We start from the raw sequence: 16749 nt of genomic DNA, 5'->3' as shown, positions 1-16749 counted from the left end.
CGGCCCGTGCCGCGTCCGGGGTCAGCCGTCGACCTTCAGGTTCGCCAGGGCCCGGCGTGCGTCGGGCTCGTACTGGCTGGCATTGTTCGGCACCGAGGCCATGAACAGGCTGGAGCTGATCTCCGAGGTCTGCACGATCAGCACGATCAGCGTCTCCGACTTCGCCTGCAGGTTGGGGATGTCGAAGGACAGCTTCGACTCGACCAGCCACGCCCGGCGACCGTCGAGGGTGGTCTCCTTGTTGGTCACATCCGCCCGCTGCACCGCATTGTTCCCGTAGAACGAGCCCACGATGCATCTGACGACGATCTCGGAGGCGTCCTTCGGTTCGGGGAAGCCGTCCCCGGCCGACAGTTCGGCGACCAGCACCGAGGCTTCCCAGGAGTCGACGCCGTTGTACTTCGGCTCGGTCGTGATCGATTGGGTATTCGCGTCGCGGCCGAACGGCACCCGGTACTCGGTGGACACCTCGCTCCAGGGGGCGGCCAGCACCGGATAGCTGAGCTGGCCGCCGTGCACCCGTCCGTCGTAGGGCCGGTTCTGCGGGGTGGGGGCCTCGGTGCTGCGCGGCGGACACGGTTCCGAGGTCGCGGTGGGCCAAGGGGTGCCGTAGCTGTTCCCGGTCTGCTGCTGCGAGCCGCGGTTCACGTTCAGCACCACGATGACCGTCGCGACGATCACCACCACCAGCGCTCCGGCGATCAGCGCAAAGGTACGCGCGCGCTTGTTCGGGCCGCCGGTGGTGGCCGGCGGCGCCGGGGGCAGGGATCCGGGCGGCGGGTCGGCGGACGGATCGGGGGAGGTCACCGACGACCAGTGCGACCCGTCCCAGTAGCGGTACTGGCCCGGCTGGCCGGAGGGGTCGGGGTGCCATCCTGAGGTGTCCACGGGGGCAAGTCTAGGGGGCGCGGGAAGTCGCCCCAGCCGTGCGGATCAGCCGACGGCGGCCAGGGCCCGGCGTACGCGGTCGGCCTGGGCGGCGCTGAGCTGGACCATCCCGGCCCGCTGCAGCGACTCGGTGGAGTCCTCGCCCAGCAGCCAGGTGCCGAAATCGCGCTGCACCGCGACCCGCTCGGGCTGCAGGCCCGCGCTGCAGACCACCAGGTAGTGCACGTTCACCAGGGGATAGCCGGGGCCGTCGGTGGGCCCGTCGGCCAGCCACAGGTCATTGCCCGAGCCGCCGAAGCCCAGTTGGGCGACCTGGGCGGCAATGCTCTGCCGGGTCGCGGCGACGCCGGTGTCGGCCGAACCGATCGAGGCCACGGTGAGGTTGCCGGTTGCCTGCGTCGGCAGCGCCGGCTGTTCGACGTAGGCCAGGGCGCCCGGCGTACTGCGCACACTGCTGATCACCTCGGCGGGGGAGTTGCGCGGTTCCCCCTTGCCCCGCCAGGCCCGGTCCACGTTGCTGTCCAGCCACTCCTCCGGCGCGGCCCGATGCAGATAGCTGCTCATCGTGGCGGTGGCTCCGGTGTTTCCGCCCCGGACGAAGATCTGGATCGGCAGCGCCGGCAGCAGCCGGTCGGGGTTCTCCGCGGCGATGGCCCGGTCGTCCCAGCGGCTGATCGACCCGCTGAAGATCTTGGCCAGGGTCGTCCCGCTCAACCGCAGCGCGCCGGGCTGCTCACCCAGGTTGGCGATCACCACGACTGCGCCGGCCGCGTACGGCAACTCCCAGGCGGGGTGATTGTCGCAACGCCGGTTCAGCCGGTCCCGCTCGGTGGTGGTCAGGACGGTGTCGCTGATCGCGGCATCGACCAGCTTGTTCCCGAAGCTCTGGACCCCGGATTCCCCGTCCTTGGTCGGCCACACCGAGATCTTCGCCCGATTCCGACAAGCCACCCGGTAGGACTCGGACAGCTCGTTGAGGGAGTCCTGGGTGAGCGGGGTGGTCTCCACCTGCCAGTCGGCGGCCGGGCAGGCGTAGGTTCCCGCCGGGGTCGGGGCGGGGGTCGGGGTGTTCGCCGCGCCGGGCTGGCAGCCACCGAGCAGCAGCGCCAGCAGCGCGGCGCCGGTGACAGCGGCGGGCGCACGGAAGCGGAGGCTGGGCACGGGGTGGTCCTTCGGTCGATTGGGGCCAGCATAGTGAGCCCTGCGTACGCCGGGGTTGCCCGACCCGGGAACGCGGACAGGGCCGACCCCGTGGGGGGTCGACCCTGTGCGGTGCAGCGGGGTGCGGCCGGATCAGCCGAACTGGCCGCTGACGTAGCGTTCGGTGGCTTCGTCACGCGGGTTGGAGAAGATCTTCTCCGTGGTGTCGAACTCCACCAGGTGGCCGGGCAGGCCGACGCCCTGGATATTGAAGAACCCGGTCTTGTCCGAGACGCGGGTTGCCTGCTGCATGTTGTGGGTGACGATCACGATGGTGAAGGTTTCCTTCAGCTCGTGGATCAGGTCCTCGATCGCCAGGGTGGAGATCGGGTCCAGCGCCGAGCAGGGCTCGTCCATCAGCAGGACGTCGGGCTCGACCGCGATGGCGCGGGCGATGCACAGTCGCTGCTGCTGGCCACCGGACAGGCCGGAGCCCGGCAGGCCGAGTCGGTCCTTGACCTCGGTCCACAGGTTGGCGCCACGCAGGGCCTTCTCGACGATGTCGTCGGCCTGCGAGGCGGACAGCTTCTTGCCGTTCAGCTTGTACCCGGCCAGCACGTTGTCCTTGATCGACATCGTCGGGAACGGGTTGGGCCGCTGGAACACCATGCCGACCATGGTGCGCACGTCGACCGGGTCCACGCCGGTGGCGTAGATGTTCTGGTCGTTGATCAGGATTTCGCCAGTGGCGTACGCCCCGGGGATCACTTCGTGCATCCGATTGATGGTGCGCAGGAAGGTGGTCTTGCCACAGCCGGAGGGGCCGATGAAGGCCGTCACCGTGCGCGGCTCCATCACCAGGCTGACGCCTTCCACCGCGTGGAAGTCGCCGTAGTACACGTCTACGTTACGGGCGTCGATCCGCGTTGACATTTCTTCTCCTTGATTTTCGGACCGGGCCTCAGCGACCGGATTTCTTCGGGGCGAACTTCCAGGCAATAAAGCGGGCGATGCCATTGAGGGCCATCACAATCAGGATAAGCACCAAGGCGGCGCCCCAGGCCCGCAACTCGGACGGACCGGGCTGCGAGGGAGCCGTCGGGTGGGTCAACTGACGGTAGATGAAGACCGGGAGCGTCATCATCCAGTTCTGGAACGGGTTCCAGTTGGTCTGGACGGCCACGCCCGCAGTGACCAGGATCGGAGCGGTCTCGCCGGCAACACGCGCGATGGCAAGGGTAACACCGGAGGCAATACCGGAGATAGCCGTCGGGATCACCACCTGCATGATGGTGCGCCATTTGCGGACGCCCAGCGCGTAGGAGGCCTCGCGCAGTTCGTTCGGGACGACCCGCAGCATTTCCTCCGTCGTGCGGACGACCACCGGGATCATCAGCACCGACAGCGCGATGGCGGCCGTCAGGCCCATCGTCGCCTTCTGGATGCTCTGCCCGGTGGCCTGGTAGAAGCCCATCATCATGGCCGCGGCGAACAGGCCGGCGACGATCGAGGGGATACCGGTCATGACGTCGACCAGGAAGGTGATCGCCCTGGAGAAAACGCCCTTGCTGGAGTACTCGACCAGGTAGATCGAGGTGAGCAGACCGATCGGGACCGAGATGATCGTCGCGACCAGGGTGATCATCAGCGTGCCGACCAGGGCGTGCTGGATACCACCGATGATCGGCGCGTCACCGCGGGCGGCGGCCTGGTCCTGCAGACCGGTGACCCCGACCATGTCCGAGCCGAAGAAGCCCGGGATCATGATGCCCTGGACGCCCTTGGTGATCACGGTGAACAGCACCGAGATCAGCGGGAGCAGGGCGAGCAGGAAGGCGCCGACCACGATGGCCGTCCAGAGATTGTTGATGCCCTTGCGGCGGCCGAGCCGGGTGATCGAGATCGCGGTCCAGGCCGCCAGGAAGACGAGGTAGGAGATCACGACCGCGAGGGCGACATGCAGGCCGGCCAGGGTCAGGATCAGCGCCAGCAGCAGTGCTGCCCCGGCGAGAGCCCAGACGAGCCATTGCGGCAGGCTCGCCGTGCGCAGGACCCGGCTGGGATCCGGCTGCTCCGGCAGGGTCTGGTCCAGGTGCTGTTGCTGGGTCATCAGTTGGCTCCCGAGAATTGCGAGTAACGTCCGACGATCCAGCGGGCGAACATGTTCACCAGGAAGGTCAGGACGAACAGCACCAGACCGGCGCCGATGAGTTCGCTCTGCCGCAACCCGAAGGCTTCGGGGTAGTTCAGGGCGATCTCGGCCGGGATGGTGTTGTTACCGGTGTCGAGCAGGTTGGCGGTGAGCGGGCCGGGGGAGAGGACCAGGGCAATCGCCATGGTCTCGCCGAGGGCGCGGCCCAGGCCGAGCATGACCGAGGACACGATGCCAGCCCGGGCGAACGGGAAGACGGTCATCAGGATCATTTCCCACTTCGTTGCCCCCAGGGCGAGGGCGGCCTCCTCGTGCAACGTGGGGGTCTGGACGAAGATCTCCCGGCACAACGAGGTGATGATCGGCAGGATCATCACCGCGAGCACCAGGCTGGCGGTCAGCAGGCTGCGACCCAGCCCGGAGACCCCCGGACCGAAGATCGGGATGAAGCCCAGGTACTTCGCGAGCCACTGGTACAGCGGCACCAGAGCCGGGCCGAAGAAGCTCATGCCCCAGGCGCCGTAGACGACCGACGGGATGGCAGCGAGCAGGTCGATGGTGTAACCGACTCCCTTGGAGATCCGCTGCGGGGCGAAGTGCGAAATGAACAGCGCCACCAGGATCGCCACCGGGGTGGCGAACAGCAGCGCGATGAAGGCGGAGATCAGCGTGCCGATCACCAGCGGGAGGACATAGACCCAGAAGCCCCGGCCGCCGCTGACGGTCTCGGCGGGAGCGGTCATGGCCGGGAGGGAGTTCAGGACCAGAAACAGGGCGACGAAGAAGAGGACGGCCAGGATGATCGACGCGGCGACGACGGTCAGGACCTTGAACACGGTGTCCCCGGTGCCACCGCCGCGACTGGGGATCCCGGATTGACTGGGCCCCGCCTGGGCGGGCCCGGTTTGAACTTGTGACATAGCTCAATCCTTGCGAATGGATGGACGGGTGAGCGAGGAACCCGGAACGCCCGCCGGACCCTGCAATTGGGTACGACGGGCGTTCCAAGGCTTTGTTACTCAGGGAGTGAGTGTCACTGAACCTTGATCGACTCGATCGACTTCTTGGCCTCGGCCTGCATGGCGGCGCTCAGCGGAGCGTTGCCGGCGGCGGAGGCGGCGGCCTTCTGGCCCTGGTCGGAGACGACGTACTCGCCGAAGGACTTGATCAGGTCCACGGTGGCCTGGTCCTTGTAGGAGGAGCAGTAGATGTGGTAGGAGACCAGCACGACCGGGTAGACGCCGGCCTGGGTGGTGGCGCGATCCAGCTTGACCGCCATGTCGTTGCCGGTCCCGACGCGCTGCGCGGTCTCGACGGCCTTGGCGGCAGCCTCTTCGGAGAACGGCACGTAGGCGTCGCCGACCTTGACCGCGACGCTGCCCAGGCCGGTGATGGCGGAGGCGTCGGCGTAGGTGATGGCACCCTCACGCTGCTTGACCAGGTTGACCACACCGGAGGTGCCCTGGGCGTTCTCCGCGGTGATCTCCTTCGGCCAGGTCTGCACCTTGCCGTAGCTCCACGAATCCTTCGCCGCGACGGAGAGGTAGTCGGTGAAGTTCTCGGTGGTGCCCGAGTCGTCGGAGCGATGCACGGTGATGATGGCCAGGTCGGGCAGGTTCTTGCCCTGGTTCTGCGAGGCGATCTTCGGATCGTTCCACTTGGTGATCTTCTTGTTGAAGATGTCGGCAATGGTGTTGGCGTCCATCTGCAGGTGGCCGTCGATGCCGGGCAGGTTGTAGGCGACCGCGATCGGCGAGATGTACGCCGGGATCTGGAACGCGCCATCGGGGCCACACTGCTGCTGGGCCTGCTGCTTCTCGTCGTCCTTCAGGGCGGCGTCGGAGCCGGCGAAGGAGTACTGGCCGGCGATGAAGCCCTTACGGCCGGAGCCGGAGCCCACCGGGTTGTACTGCACGTTCACATTCGGCTGGATGGCGCGGTAGGCGTCGATCCAAGCGGTCATCGCGGCTTCCTGCGACGACGCGCCGCCACCGTTCAAGGTGCCGGACAGCTGCTGCTGCTGCGGAGCCTGCGAAGCGGTGCCGGAGCCGGTCGGGTTGTTGCTGGCGCAAGCAGTCAGGCCGAGGGCCAGCACTGCGGCGATCGAGACGCCGAGACGCAGCTTCTTCACGGAAATCCCCCCATGGGAAAAGTAGTGGTTATGAACGGAGGCCATCCGGCCCACGGCGGTGAATCTAGGGGAAGCCCGTAAAGCGGTTTGTCCGGAAAGATGAACCACAGGTGAACAGTAAGTGTCGTCGACGACATCCGATCGTGCCGCATTCGTTATGGTGGCCGACCGTCAGGACGAGGTGAGACTCGCAGTCAACCAACAATTGGTGACTGGGTCCGGTATGTAGGCGATGTGATGGATCTCCGTTGATCTGCGCCGACACAGTTTTCTCGTAACCTTCCGGAAACCGAGTCGTCGACCTGGTCGACAGGATATGCCCCCTGGGAATAGAGGGCAAAACCGGGCTCAGTTCTTCGGCGGGCGTGGATGCAGCGCGTACGGACCCGCCACATCGATCGCGCGGGCGTCGGCGCCCAGCCGCACCACGAGCACCTCGCCCAGCCCCAACCGGACATCGCCCGCGTCCAGCGCGGCGGTGATCAGCGGCAGGACCGGTCGGTGGCTGCACACCGCCAGCACCGTGCCCTCGGCGATGGCGCGCTGGGCGATCGCCCGGGTGGCGCGCTGGGGCAGGGTGGGGTCCTGGTCGGCGGACTCCTCGCTCAGCCGGGAATCCTGCGTGGCCGGTCGGCCGATCCGGGTGGCGTACGGCGTCACCGTCTGGACGCAGCGGGTGGAACTGGAGCTGATGACCTCGTCCACGCCGAACGCGGCAAGGGCGTCGGCCAGCGGTTCGGTGTCGGCCCAGCCGGCCTCGGTCAGCGGCCGCAGCGGGTCAGCCTCGGACCAGTCCGCCCGGGCCACCGCCTTGACATGACGCACCACCACGACGGTGCCCGGGGCCGTCACGCGGTCGAGCGCCTCGCGCAGCACGTCGGCGTCATTGGGATAGGAGAACCGGGTGAGCGCTTCCTCGATCGGGAGCCACACCACCTCATCGACCTCCCCGTCCTGCGGTCGCGGTTCGGTGTGCGCCGGATCCACCGGGACGCCCCGCCACCAGTGCACGACCTTCGGGCCGCGGTCGGTGGGATAGTGCACATCCTGCAGCCGAGCGGTCAGCCGGATCGCGACGCCGGTTTCCTCCAGCACCTCCCGCACCGCGCAGGCCGGCAGCGATTCGCCCCGGTCGAGTTTGCCCTTGGGCAGCGACCAGTCCGCCAGATGGGGGCGGTGGACCAGCAACACCTCCATCCCGGTGGTGCTCGGACGCAGCACGACCGCGCCGGCGGCGACAATCTGCTTGGCCTTCCCGCTGGGGTGGGCCTTCCCGCTGGGGTGGGTCTTGCCGTTGGGTCGCACCTTGCCGTTGGGTCGCACCGTGCCGTCGGCGTCCACCGTGCCGTCGGCGTCCACCGTGGCGTCGGGGTGGGCGTCCGGGAGAGGGGAAGGGGACGTCTGGTCCATGGGCTGCGCGGGCTCCGTTTCTCGGCACCGGGTAGCGGTGCGTCGGCGCCGCCCATGCTACTCGGCGGTCGCTACCCCTCCTAATGGCGGGGCCACATACTTGACGTCCCGGTTGATGACGTCGAAACCGGTGCTCTCATAGAGCCGGACCACGTACTCCTGATCGGCCTCGACATAGAGGATGACCCGTTCGCTGCCGCGCGAACGCAGGTGGCGCAGGCCGGCGTGCAGCAGTTTGCGGCCCAGCCCCGCACCGGCGTGATCGGGGTCCACGCCGATCACATAGACCTCGCCCAGGGTCGGGGAGTGCCGCTTGGTCCAGTGATACCCGATCAGTTGTTCCCGACCGGCCACCTGGGTGGTCGCCACCAGGAAGTCCGCGGGGTCGAACCAGTCCTCGTGCATCCGGGCGTGCAGGTCGTCCAGGGTGATCGCCCCCTGCTCGGGGTGATGGGCGAAGGCCCGCGCGTTCACCCGGATCCAGTCCGCGGCGTCGGAGTCCCGGAAGGCTCGCAGGGTGACCTCGCCCAGGTCCGGCTCGGGGATGTCGTCGGTCAGCTCGCGACCCATCACCAGCAACTCGCGCACCTTGCGGAAGCCGTCGGCGCGGGCCCAGGCGCGGGCCGGCGGCAGATCGCCGAAGGACCACACGCTGAGCTCGATGCCCGACTGCAGGCGGCCGCGGTGGTCCGGGTCGGTGGCGTCCAGTCCCAGCTCGCCCAGCATCGTCCGGGCCACCCGGTGCCGCCGGTGTGCCGGGTCCACCGCGAGTTGCAGGTCAACGCCGTTGAACCGGGAATCCACGTGGGCGAAGCCGACCAGGGTGGGGCCCTCGTAGGCCAGCATCAGCGCCAGCCCGTCCACGCCCTCGCGGCGCTGCAGATCCAGCAGGGCGGCCTCGTTGAACGGGGCCTTGCCGTCGCTCAGTTCGGCCGCTTCGGTGAGCCGGAGCACGTCGCGATATTGCTCGGGGGTGAGGGCTGCGACGACTTCGGTGCTCAGCGACATGGGCATACCGTAACCGCCCGCCGCGGGCCCGTGTTGAAAGCGGGCCGAGAATGGTGTCCCCTACTGAGGGGACACTGGGCACTCAGCTGCGTGGGACGAATCGATAACCGACGTTGCGCACGGTCCCGATCAGGGAGTCCGCCTCACCCAGTTTCGCCCGGAGTCGGCGGACATGGACGTCCACGGTCCGGGTCCCGCCGAAATAGTCCCAGCCCCACACGTCGGAGAGCAGCTGCTCCCGGCTGAACACCTTGTTCGGGTGCTGGGCCAGGAACTTCAGCAGTTCGAATTCGGTGTAGGTGAGGTCCAGCGCCCGACCGTCCAGCCGGGCCACGTACGCCTCCTCGTCGATCTCCACGCCCCCGGCGGCGATCAGTTCCCGCCCGGATTCGCGCACCACCATCCGCAGCCGGGCATCCACCTCGGCCGGCCCGGCGGTGACCAGGACGAAATCACTCAGTTCCCAGGCCGGGGACAGCGCGGTCAGCCCGCCCTCGGTGAGCACCACCAGGGTCGGGATCTGGTTGCCCAGGGCGGTCAGCGTCCGGCAGAAGTTGCGCACCCCGACCAGGTCGGTACGCCCGTCCAGCAGCAGGATCGAGGCGTCGGAGTTCAGCAGACTCTCCGGCTCCAGCGCGGCAACCCGGATCTGGTGGGTCAGCAGACCCAGTGACGGCAGGATGTCGGCGGAGTTCTCCGACCCGCCCACCTGCGGTGTGAGCAACAACACCTGGGTCATGGTCACCCCTTCCGCCGAACTTGTGCGGGCCCACTTTAATCGGCAGCCGGAGGTTTCGGCGGAGCAGGCTCGGCGTCGGCGTCCAGAATCAGGGTCACCGGGCCGTCGTTGACCAGTTCGACGGCCATCTCGGCCCCGAACCGCCCGGTCTCCACCGTGGCCCCGGCCGCGCGCAGGGCGGCGACGAAGGCCGCCACCAGCGGTTCGCTGACCGGGCCGGGGGCCGCCGCGCTCCAACTGGGTCGCCGGCCCTTGCGGGTGTCGGCGTACAGGGTGAACTGGGAGACCACCAGCAGGGGAGCGTTGAGATCGCTGGCCGAGCGCTCCTCGGCCAGGATCCGCAACCGCCAGACCTTGTCGGCCAGTTTCGCCGCGACCGCCGGGGTATCGGTGTGGGTGACGCCGACCAGCACCACCAGGCCGGGCCCGGGCAGCGCCCCGACGACCTCCCCCGCCACCCGCACCGTCGCCGCACTGGCCCGTTGCACCACAACTCGCACCCGGTCACTGTAGAGGTGCCCCGGTGGGTCCGGCACCACGCCCGGACAAAGCCGAGGCCCGCCGCGGCGGCCTGGTTAGGCTGGGGGAATGATCGCGATGCTCACGGCGTTCGACTTCTTGACCGGTCTTCTGGTGGCTGCCCCGGCGGTGGTCGGGGCCGGGGCGCTGTGGTGGGTGGGCCGGGCCCTGGCCCGTCGCCCACCGGCCCTTGCCGGGCGTTCCGGACCGTTGGTTCTCGCCGGGCCCGCTGTCGGCGCGCCGCCCGCCCTGGTGGCGGGTCGGCCGGTGACCGCGGACCCCGAGGACAATCACCCCGGGGACCGGACCTCCGGCGCCGACGAGATCACCCGCGATCTGTCGGCCGACGACGCGAAGAACAGGAACTCCAGCAATGACCACTGACCCCAGCACCCTCGACTATGCGTTTCCCGAGGGGATGCACCCGGCCCTGAAGGGCCTGGCCTGGCTGATCGGGCATTGGGAGGGGTTCGGGCAGACCCAGTGGCACGACCAGCCCGACCAGCCCGTGCTGCAGCAGATCGACTTCTCCCACAACGGTGAGCCCTACCTGCACTACCTGCTGCAGGCGTACGCCGACGCCGACGGCCAGCCCGGCGCGCCGGTGTTCATGGAGACCGGGTTCTGGATCCCGGGGGAGAAGAACGAGGTCAAGGTCGTGCTGACCAATCCCGCCGGTGTCGCCCAGACCTGGTACGGCTCGATCACCGGCCTGCAGTCCCCGGCCGGTGGGGAGCTGGCGACCAAGGTGGAACTGACCACCGACGCCGCGATCACCGACGGGACCCACACTGCCGGACACCGGCTGTACGGCTATGTCCAGGGCAAGCTGATGTACGCCTACGACCGGGCCGATCAGGGCATCGACCTGCAGCCCTACCTGACCGGGGAGTTGACCCGGCGATGAGTGCGGTCGTCCTCACCGAGGGCCCCGACACCGGGGCGGTCTGGCACTACGGCAACCCGGTCGCCGAGCAGCGGCTGCTGGAATCCGGTGCCGGCGCGGTCAACCTGGGCCATCGCGACGTGCTGTCGGTCTCCGGACCCGACCGGCTCACCTGGCTGAACCAGATCACCACCCAGAAGCTGGACGACCTGGCGCCCGGGGTCGGGACCACCGCCCTGATCCTGTCCCCGCAGGGACACATCAATCACGTCCTGTACGGCGTCGATGACGGTGAGGTCTTCTGGGTCCATACCGAACCCGGCGCCGGGGAGGCGCTGCTGCAGTTCCTGCAGCGGATGATCTTCCGGGCCCGGGTCGAGGTCCTCGCCCGGACCGCCGAGTTGGCGGTGGTCTGGCGGCCCGGCCCGGGGCCGCAGGGTCGGGTCACCCGCAGCGCCGCCGACACCCTCGGTGGGCACGAGTCGTTCGTTCCGCGGGAGCACCTGGACTCCTTCCTGGCCGGGATCGAGCCGGCCGGCATGTGGGCCTACGAGGCGCTGCGGATCGCCGCCGGCGTACCGCGGATCGGCCCGGACACCGACCACCGGACCATCCCCAACGAGCTGGGGCTGCCCGGCGTCCACCTGGCCAAGGGCTGCTATCCGGGCCAGGAGACCGTCGGCCGGGTGCACACGCTGGGGCGCCCGCCGCGGCGGCTGGTGCTGCTGCACCTGGACGGATCGGTCGACGCCCTCCCGCCGGTGGGGGCCGCGCTGACCCGGGACGGCCGCGAGGTCGGCTTCGTCGGCTCCAGCGCCCGGCACCACGAGCTCGGCCCGATCGCGCTCGGCCTGGTGAAACGGGGCGTACCCACCGACGCCGAGTTCGCGATCGGTGAGATCGCCGCCGCCCAGGAGGTCCTGGTCGATCCCGAGGTCGGCCTGCACGTGAAGGCCCGGCTGTGAGCGCTGCCGGGGCGAATCCGGTGCTGGTCGAGGTGGTCCGCGGCGACCTGGTCGAGTCGGTGCACCGGGGCCGGGTCGCGGTGGTCGGCCCGCACGACGCGGTGGCCGGGATCGGGGCGATCGAGGAGTTGATCTATCCCCGCTCGGCGAGCAAGCCGATGCAGGCGGTGGCGATGCTGCGCAGCGGTCTGGACCTGACCGGCGAACTGCTCGCCCTGGCCGCGGCCTCCCATTCCGGGGAGGACTTCCACCTCGAAGGGGTCCAGACGATCCTGGCCGGCTGCAGCCTGGGCGTCGACCGGCTGCAGAACACCCCCGGCTACCCGCTCGACGACGCGGCCCGCGACGCCTGGATCCGGGCCGGGCACGGTCCCGCCCCGATCACGATGAACTGTTCGGGCAAACACGCCGCGATGCTGCGGACCTGCATCCGCAACAAGTGGTCCACCACGAACTATCTCGATCCCGAACACCCGTTGCAGCAGGCGATCCACGACACGATCGCCGACCTCACCGGGGAGCCCCCGCAGGCCGGGACCGTCGACGGCTGCGGCGCCCCGCTGTGGGCGCTGACCCCGATCGCTCTGGCCCGGGCCTATGCCCGGATCGCGGTCGCCGCCGACGGGCCGGCCGCGGCCGTCGCCCGGGCGTACCGGCAGTTCCCGCAGTGGGTCTCCGGCACCCGCCGCGCGGAGTACGCCCTGCACCGCGGGGTGCCCGGGATCATCTGCAAGATCGGCGCCGAGGCGGTGTACGCGGTCGGCCTGCCCGACGGTCGCGGGATCGTGGTCAAGATCGACGACGGCTCCGAGCGGGCCTGCTCGGTGGTCATGTCGGCGGTGCTGCGCCGGCTCGGGATCCGTGCGGATGTGCTGGCCGCGCAGGCCAGTGAGCCGGTGCTGGGGCACGGGCGACCGGTCGGTGAAGTTCGGTTGGCCGCCGGCGCGGTGGACGGACTCACCGCGTACAGCTGAGGTTCGGCTTCCCTCCTCCGCTAGGGTCGAAGGGTGAACTGGGACAGCTACGCCGCAGCATTGTTCGATCTCGACGGAGTGCTCACCCCGACCGCCGTGGTGCACATGCACGCCTGGTCGCGGATGTTCAACGCCTTTCTCGCCGGCCGCGGCGACGACCAGCCGCCGTACACCGACGAGGACTACTTCCGCTACGTCGACGGCAAACCCCGCTACGTCGGGGTGCAGTCGTTCCTGACCGCGCGCGGCATCGAGCTGCCCTACGGGGACCCGAGCGACCCGCCGACCGCAGAAACCGTGTGCGGGCTCGGCAATCGCAAGAACGAGGCCTTCAACGCGGTGCTCGCCGCGGAGGGGATCGCGCCGTACCCGGGCTCGGTACGTCTGCTGGACCACCTGGCCGAGCGCGGTACCGCCCTGGCGGTGGTCTCCTCCTCCAAGAACGCCCGCGCGGTGCTCACCGCCGCCGGGCTGCTCGATCGCTTCGGGGTGATCGTGGACGGCGTGGTGGCCGCCGAACTGGGACTGCCGGGCAAACCCGCCCCCGACACCTTCACCTACGCCGCCGACCGGCTCGGGGTCCCGACCCGCACCTGCGTGGTGCTGGAGGACGCCGAATCCGGCGTCCGGGCCGGCGCCGCCGGCGATTTCGGCCTGGTGGTCGGGGTGGATCGCGGCACCGGCGCCGACCGGCTCCGCGCGGCCGGCGCGCAGGTGATCGTCACCGAACTCGACGAGCTGATCGCAGGTGCGGCATGAACACCGATCCCTGGGCCTTCGCGAGCTCCGGCAAGTCCGGCCCGACGACGCGGCACGCGATGGACACCGCGGAGGATCCGATGGATCGCACCCGCTTCCCGGTCGACCCCTGGCGCCTGGTGGAGACCGCGCTGGACCCCCGCGATGCCGGCAAGACCGAGACCCTGTTCGCGGTCGCCAACGGCTACATCGGGATGCGCGGCAACCCCGAGGAGGGGCGTCCGGCGCACACCCACGGGACCTATGTGAACGGCTTCCACGAGACCTGGCCGATCCGGCATGCCGAGGAGGCCTACGGTTTCGCCCAGGTCGGCCAGACCCTGGTGAACGTGCCCGATCCGAAGACGATCAAGATCTACGTCGACGACGAACCGCTGACCCTGACCATGGCCGACATCGAAATGTTCGAGCGCTCCCTGGACTTTCGCGAGGGGGTACTGCGCCGCCGGCTGATCTGGCGTACCTCGGCCGGCAAGCGGGTCCAGGTCAACACCACGCGGTTGGTGTCGCTGACCCAGCGCCACCTCGCGCTGATGACCTTCGATGTGATGCTGCTGGACGGGGATGCCCCGATCGTCATCTCCTCCCAGCTGATCAACCGGCAGGACGGTCGCGACGACTACGCCACCGCCCGCGGCGCCGACCCGCGCAAGGGGTACGCCTTCGAGCGTCGGGTGCTGGATCCGCAACTGCAGTGGGCCGGGGACGGGCGTCTGGTGCTCGGCTATCGCTGCCACGACTCGCGGATGACCCTCGCCGCCGCGGTCGACCACACGCTGACCACGGCGTGCGAGTACACCACCAGCACCTCGGTGGAGGCCGATGCGGGCAAGCAGGTGTACACGATCAGTGGCCGGCAGGGGGAGCCGATCCACCTGGAGAAGGCCGTGGCGATCCACACCTCCCGCGGGGTGCCGGTCCGCGAGCTCGCCGACCGGTGCCGGCGTACGCTCGATCGCGCGGCCCGCGAGGGCGCCGAGCACATCTTCGACCAGCAGAAGGCCTGGCTGGCCGACTTCTGGCACCGGGCCGACGTCGAGCTGCCCGGCCGGCCCGAGGTGCAGCAGGCGATCCGCTGGAACCTGTTCCAGGTGGTCCAGGCCGCCGCCCGCGCCGAGGTGCAGGGCATTGCCGCCAAGGGGGTCACCGGGTCGGGCTACTCCGGGCACTACTTCTGGGACACCGAGATCTATGTGATTCCGTTCCTGACCTACGTGCTGCCGCAGGCGGCCCGCTCGGCGATCCGGTTCCGCTACTCGATGCTGGACGCCGCCCGCCGTCGCGCGCTCGAGGTCGCCACCCAGGGGGCGCTGTTCCCGTGGCGCACCATCAACGGGGAGGAGGCCTCGGCCTACTACGCCGCCGGCACCGCGCAGTACCACATCGACGCCGACGTGGCCTACGCCCTGGACAAGTACGTGAACGCCTCCGGGGACACCGAGTTCCTGCTCGACGAGGGCGTCGACATCCTGGTGGAGACCGCGCGGATGTGGGCCGACCTGGGGTTCTGGCGCGGCCACGGGGACGAACAGTTCCACATCCATTCGGTGACCGGACCCGATGAGTACACCACCGTGGTCAACGACAACCTGTTCACCAATGTGATGGCCCGGTTCAACCTGGCCAAGGCCGCCAAATCGGTCCGGCACCTGCGCGAGTCGAACCCGCACGGCTATCTGCGGATGGCCACCCGGCTGCAACTGGGCGAGGACGAGGTGGAGGAGTGGGAACGCTGTGCCGAGGCGATGGCGATCCCCTTCGACGAACGGCTGCGGGTGCATCCGCAGGATGCGCACTTCCTGGAGCGGGAGGTCTGGGATCTCGAGCACACCCCCGAGGAACTGCGCCCGCTGCTGCTGCACTACCACCCGCTGGTGCTGTACCGCTTCCAGGTGCTGAAGCAGGCCGATGTGGTGCTGGCACTGTTCCTGCAGGGGGACAAGTTCACCAGTGAGCAGAAGCTGGCCGACTTCGAGTACTACGACCCGATCACCACCGGCGACTCGACCCTGTCCGCGGTGGTCCAGTCGATCATGGCCGCCGAGGTGGGGTACCACGAGATGGCCCTGCGCTACTTCTACACCGGCCTGTTCGTCGATCTGGACGACCGGCACGCGAACACCTCCGACGGGGTGCACGTCGCCTCGACCGGCGGGGTGTGGTCGGCGCTGGTGTACGGCTTCGGCGGAATGCGCGACTACGACGGCCGGATCACCTTCGATCCGCGACTGCCGGCCGCGTGGGAGTCGCTGATCTTCCGGATCACCCTGCGCGAGACCCTGCTCAAGGTGGTGCTCAGCCAGGACCGGATCGAGTTCACCGTCGAGGAAGGGGTGAGCACCTATGTGGAGGTCCGTGGGGAGGGGGTCCGGGTCCGCCCGGGCATCCCGATCAGCGTGCCCCTGGACGGGCAGGGACCCCGGCGCCACGGCGATGTCGGGCGCAGTCCGCTGGTCGGCGGACGACGGCAGGACGGTTCGGTGATCACCGCTTCGGTGCCGCGATCGGACCGCCCCTAGACTCAGGGTGGAACACCCCAGGACGATCGACCAGGAGATGTGATGAACGCCAACGACAAGAACGATCCGGGCCAGCAGGTGTTGGACGCCACCCTCAAGGCCCTGTACGCCGCCGCCGGGGTCACCGATGTGGTTGCCGAGCGGGTCCGGGAGTACACCGAGGCCAAGACCGAGGAGGCCCGCGAGCGTAAGGCCAAGCGTGAGGAGCAGTTCAGCCAGGCCAAGGACATGGTCCTCGATGCGCCGAGCCTGGCCCGACAGCTGCCGGAGGCCCTGCAGAAGCAGGTCGACACGCTGATCCGCGAGTTCGGGCTCAACTTCGAGGAGATGGCCGCCCGCGGTCAGGAGCGGATCAACGACCTGCGCGCCCAGGCCACCGGGGTCCGCAAGGCGAAGCCGGAGGACGGTGACGCCGCCGCCCACGAGGCGTACGCCGATGTGGTCGACCCGGCCTCCGATGCCGAGACCACCAACTCCGACCTGATGGAGGACGAGCTGGAGGAGGCCCACGTCACCGAGGCCACCATCGTCGACGAGCCCGCTGCCGAGAAGCCCGCTGCCGAGAAGCCGGCCGCCGACAAGCCCGCAGGGGACGCCGGCAAGGCCTGAACCGGCCCGCAACGACGACACAACCGCCGCCCGATTCCGGGCGGCGGTTG

Annotated in this window: 17 protein-coding genes; 7 read left to right on the top strand and 10 right to left on the bottom strand. The window is 69.2% G+C overall.

The features are described 5' to 3' along the window. Positions 1-21 precede the first annotated feature (21 nt). The 10 genes from G531_RS0101065 to dtd all read right to left on the bottom strand — a co-directional run bounded on the left by G531_RS0101065 (position 22) and on the right by dtd (position 9968). Positions 22-888, bottom strand: coding sequence for a DUF2510 domain-containing protein (locus G531_RS0101065; protein ID WP_026925841.1), 867 nt, complete (start codon positions 886-888; stop codon positions 22-24). Positions 889-933: 45 nt separating this feature from the next. Then, a complete protein-coding gene (locus G531_RS0101060) occupies positions 934-2049 on the bottom strand; it encodes a substrate-binding domain-containing protein (protein ID WP_026925840.1) in 1116 nt (371 codons plus the stop codon). A 132-nt stretch (positions 2050-2181) separates the two neighbouring features. Next, positions 2182-2961 carry a phosphate ABC transporter ATP-binding protein PstB gene (pstB, locus tag G531_RS0101055; RefSeq protein ID WP_026925839.1) on the bottom strand — a complete coding sequence of 260 codons (780 nt, stop codon included), beginning with the start codon at positions 2959-2961 and terminating at the stop codon, positions 2182-2184. A 28-nt stretch (positions 2962-2989) separates the two neighbouring features. Further along, complete coding sequence (pstA, locus tag G531_RS0101050; RefSeq protein ID WP_081683711.1) at positions 2990-4138, bottom strand: phosphate ABC transporter permease PstA; 1149 nt, start codon at positions 4136-4138, stop codon at positions 2990-2992. After that, entirely contained in the window at positions 4138-5100 is a 963-nt protein-coding gene (pstC, locus tag G531_RS0101045) for a phosphate ABC transporter permease subunit PstC (protein ID WP_051214855.1), read from the bottom strand. Before pstC ends, pstA begins: the two co-directional genes overlap by 1 nt. Before the next feature lie 113 nt (positions 5101-5213). Continuing rightward, positions 5214-6311: a phosphate ABC transporter substrate-binding protein PstS gene (pstS, locus tag G531_RS0101040; RefSeq protein ID WP_026925836.1), complete on the bottom strand. Its 1098-nt coding sequence runs from the start codon at positions 6309-6311 to the stop codon at positions 5214-5216. A 348-nt stretch (positions 6312-6659) separates the two neighbouring features. Beyond that, a complete protein-coding gene (locus tag G531_RS19525) occupies positions 6660-7721 on the bottom strand; it encodes an NUDIX hydrolase (RefSeq protein ID WP_051214854.1) in 1062 nt (353 codons plus the stop codon). 57 nt (positions 7722-7778) lie between these two features. Continuing rightward, a complete protein-coding gene (gene mshD / locus G531_RS19520) occupies positions 7779-8729 on the bottom strand; it encodes a mycothiol synthase (protein WP_051214853.1) in 951 nt (316 codons plus the stop codon). A gap of 82 nt (positions 8730-8811) precedes the next feature. Next, entirely contained in the window at positions 8812-9468 is a 657-nt protein-coding gene (locus G531_RS19515) for a winged helix family transcriptional regulator (RefSeq protein ID WP_051214879.1), read from the bottom strand. A 35-nt stretch (positions 9469-9503) separates the two neighbouring features. Next, positions 9504-9968: a D-aminoacyl-tRNA deacylase gene (gene dtd / locus G531_RS19510; protein ID WP_051214852.1), complete on the bottom strand. Its 465-nt coding sequence runs from the start codon at positions 9966-9968 to the stop codon at positions 9504-9506. Between the two features lie 88 nt (positions 9969-10056). Between dtd and G531_RS0101015 the strand changes: the two genes are divergently transcribed. Genes G531_RS0101015 through G531_RS19500 form a run of 7 tightly spaced genes read left to right on the top strand, consistent with a single transcriptional unit; the run spans position 10057 to position 16699 of the window. Next, positions 10057-10371 (top strand): hypothetical protein, encoded by a 315-nt coding sequence (locus G531_RS0101015; RefSeq protein ID WP_145978767.1) that lies wholly within the window; start codon positions 10057-10059, stop codon positions 10369-10371. Continuing rightward, positions 10361-10894 (top strand): heme-binding beta-barrel domain-containing protein, encoded by a 534-nt coding sequence (locus G531_RS0101010; RefSeq protein ID WP_035756638.1) that lies wholly within the window; start codon positions 10361-10363, stop codon positions 10892-10894. Before G531_RS0101015 ends, G531_RS0101010 begins: the two co-directional genes overlap by 11 nt. Continuing rightward, complete coding sequence (gene ygfZ / locus G531_RS0101005) at positions 10891-11838, top strand: CAF17-like 4Fe-4S cluster assembly/insertion protein YgfZ (protein ID WP_026925833.1); 948 nt, start codon at positions 10891-10893, stop codon at positions 11836-11838. The genes G531_RS0101010 and ygfZ overlap by 4 nt, the downstream gene beginning before the upstream one ends. Continuing rightward, positions 11835-12812: an asparaginase gene (locus G531_RS19505; protein ID WP_035756635.1), complete on the top strand. Its 978-nt coding sequence runs from the start codon at positions 11835-11837 to the stop codon at positions 12810-12812. Before ygfZ ends, G531_RS19505 begins: the two co-directional genes overlap by 4 nt. Before the next feature lie 33 nt (positions 12813-12845). Beyond that, positions 12846-13571 carry an HAD family hydrolase gene (locus tag G531_RS0100995; RefSeq protein WP_026925832.1) on the top strand — a complete coding sequence of 242 codons (726 nt, stop codon included), beginning with the start codon at positions 12846-12848 and terminating at the stop codon, positions 13569-13571. 59 nt (positions 13572-13630) lie between these two features. Then, positions 13631-16090, top strand: a complete 2460-nt coding sequence (locus tag G531_RS0100990; protein WP_026925831.1) for a glycoside hydrolase family 65 protein — start codon at positions 13631-13633, stop codon at positions 16088-16090. A gap of 42 nt (positions 16091-16132) precedes the next feature. Further along, the gene (locus tag G531_RS19500) at positions 16133-16699 is read left to right on the top strand and encodes a hypothetical protein (RefSeq protein WP_035756632.1); all 567 of its coding nucleotides are present in this window, start codon (positions 16133-16135) and stop codon (positions 16697-16699) included. Positions 16700-16749 lie beyond the last annotated feature (50 nt).

This window comes from Granulicoccus phenolivorans DSM 17626 = NBRC 107789 = JCM 15570 (genome assembly GCF_000423085.1).
In the GTDB taxonomy this organism is placed as follows: Bacteria; Actinomycetota; Actinomycetes; order Propionibacteriales; family Propionibacteriaceae; genus Granulicoccus; species Granulicoccus phenolivorans.
Note: the sequence above shows the minus strand (reverse complement) of the source record. Positions and strands in the feature narration are given on the sequence as shown.